Below are 2,902 nucleotides of genomic sequence, written 5' to 3'. Positions count from 1 at the left end.
GTCAAAGTTAACCCGCCTAGCTCTAAAGCAGGCATGGGCATATTTTGCATGACGAATAAGACTTGAAAGAGCGGTGTTTGATTCAGGCTGCGATCGGGCCGCAATTCCTCCACCAATTTGTCGAAGGGTAAATCCTGGTGAGCGTAGGCTTTTAAGGTGACTTCGCGCACGCGATCGAGCAATTCAATAAAAGTAGGATTGCCACTGAGATCGCCGCGCAAAAGCAAGATATTGACAAAGAAACCAATCAGAGCCTCTGTTTCCAATTGGGTGCGGTTGGCGAGGTCGGTGCCGACTACCATGTCATCCTGATTTGTCGATCGATATAGCAGCGTTTCCAGAGCCGCTAGCAACGTCATAAATAGGGTGACATTTTGTTGGCGGCTCAGCTTGTTGAGCGCGGCAGAAAGGTTTGGGGAAAGCTGGAAAGGTTGAAGGGCAGCGCGATAGGTAGAAACAGCGGCGCGCGGTTGTTTTGCAGGCAGTTGCAGCACTGGTAAGCGATCGCCTAAATGTTGCTTCCAATAGGCAAGTTTTTCTTCTAAAACTTCCCCAGAGAGCCAGTTTCGCTGCCACACGGCATAATCGGCGTATTGGATTGGAAGTTCGGGAAGTGGGGAGGGTTTGCCACTGCAAAAAGCTTCGTAGAGGGTGGCCATTTCCCGCACGAGTACCCCGAGAGACCAGCCATCGGCAACGATGTGATGGATGGTTAGCAATAAGATAAATTCTGTGTCACCTAACTGCAGCAAAGTGACTCGCATTAATGGCCAGTTTGCTAAGTCAAAAGGTTGTTGCGCTTCCTCGGCGGCGAGCCGCACAGCTTCTGCTTCTCGCTGAGATTGAGGAAAGTGCTGCAAATCTATAACTGAGAGGGCGAAAGTCGGTTCGGGAATTATCAACTGAATGGGCCGCCCTTCCACCGCGCCAAAAGTTGTCCGCAAGGCTTCGTGGCGATTGATAACTGCTTGGAAACTGCGCTCTAATGCTGTCACGTCGATCGCACCTTTCAAGCGCACGGCTGCGGGGATATTGTAAGCCGGATCGCCCGGTTGCAACCGATCGACGAACCAGAGGCGCTGTTGGGGGAAAGAAAGGGGCAATTCTGGGCCTCGCGGTGCGCGATCGATGGGGGGTGCTTCCAGTTTTTGCTCGCTGCTGCTGAGAAGGGAAATGCAATCGCTCAAACTTGCCACTGTTGGCGATTCAAATAAGAGGCGCAGGGGCAATTCAATTTTAAACGCTTCTCGCAGGCGCGCGATCGCCTGAGTGGCTAATAGGGAATGGCCTCCCAATTCAAAGAAGTTATCCTCGCTGCCAATTCCCTCGATGCCTAACACTTCGCTCCAGATGCCAGCAACCATTTCCTCCAGGGGCGATCGCACTGCGGAGATCGCGCTTTTTTCCGGTGCAGGCAGCGATCGGCGATCCACCTTGCCATTCGGCAAAAGCGGCAGCGCCTCCAGCAGCACGAAGGCTGAAGGCACCATATACTCCGGCAATTTTTGTTTTAAATCGCCGCATAATTCATCTGCAAGGCTCGACGATTGAGACTCTGAAAAACTATCCTTGTACGCAGCGATATAAGCAACTAAACGCTTGTTGCCGGGGTTATCTTCCCTGACAATAACCGCCGTCTCCCGCACGGCTGGATGTCGCTCCAATACAGCCTCTATTTCTCCTAGTTCGATGCGGAAACCGCGAATTTTTACCTGGCGATCGATGCGGCCTAAAAATTCGATCGTTCCGTCGGGAAGCCACCGCCCTAAATCTCCGGTTTTGTACATTAAATCTTTGTCAATTCCCGGCAGCGGTTTTGCCGTATTTGGAAAGGGATTTTCAACAAAGCTTAATTGAGTATTCTTTTCATCTTTCCAATAGCCCTCGCCGACGCCAAATCCCGACACGCAAATTTCTCCCGGCACTCCCACGGGCACTAACTTCATCTGAGAGTCGAGGATGTAAAGATTTAAATTGGCGAGGGGTTGGCCAATGGATAGCGATCGCTGATTTTCCGGCAAAGGTTTTTCAATAATTGCCTGCGTAATATCGTCAGCCGCTTCTGTAGGGCCATAAGCATTGACAACGCCGATCGAGGGATACAGGCGCAACCACTGATTCGCCAACTCTACCGAGACTGATTCTCCCGTTACCATCATCCATTTTAAATTGGGAAATGCTCGTTGCTGCGGCGATAATTTGGAAAGATAGTCTGTCAATCCTCGGACAACGGTGGGAACGAGTTCGACGAGGGTTAATTTGTGTTTTTGAATGACTTCAAACAATTTTTCTGGATTGCAAATTGTTTCCGTGCCGGCAATTACGGTTTTTCCGCCAATTAAAAGAGGCGCTAAAAATTGCCAAACCGAAATATCCGATGAAGCGGGAGCGCTTTGCAAAAAGGTAAATTCTTCAGTCAATCCCAGCGCCTCAAATTGGGCGTAAATGTGATTGATCGCGCCGCCGTGTCGGATAATAGCTGCCTTGGGCAATCCGGTGGAACCGGAGGTATAAATCGCGTAAGCTGGATCGGTGCCGCGATTGCTAGTTTCTAGATTGGCTGCGGGTAGTTTATCGAAATCGCGGCGATCGCATATCTGAACCTCGGCGGCGGATATCGCCGCGCCCTCCGGCTTGACATCTAAACAAGCCAAATATTTTAACTGAGGGCAATACTCGATCTGACTTAGCAAACTCTCTAAAAATGAAGCGTCTGTTAAGAGAATCTCCACTTCGCTGTGAGAAAGCATATAGCGAATTCTCTCCGGAGGATAAGTGCTCTCAATGGGAACGTAGACTCCCCCCGCCTTTAAAATAGCGAGAATAGCGATGAGAAAATTCGGACTCCGTTTTTGCAGAATTCCCACCAGTTGTCGATTTTTGACTCCTAAACTCTGCAAAA

At 50.1% G+C, this 2,902-nt stretch carries 1 protein-coding gene; it reads right to left on the bottom strand.

The window, feature by feature from the left end; genetic code table 11:
• Positions 1-2,902, bottom strand: a 2,902-nt coding sequence (locus QUA45_RS28390) for an amino acid adenylation domain-containing protein (protein ID WP_333223244.1), incomplete at both ends; no start/stop codon positions are given.

It is taken from the genome of Microcoleus sp. Pol12A5 (assembly GCF_036701435.1).
GTDB lineage: Bacteria > Cyanobacteriota > Cyanobacteriia > Cyanobacteriales > Microcoleaceae > Microcoleus.
The sequence above is the reverse complement of the archived record's forward strand: the minus strand, read 5'-3'. Positions and strand labels throughout refer to the sequence as shown.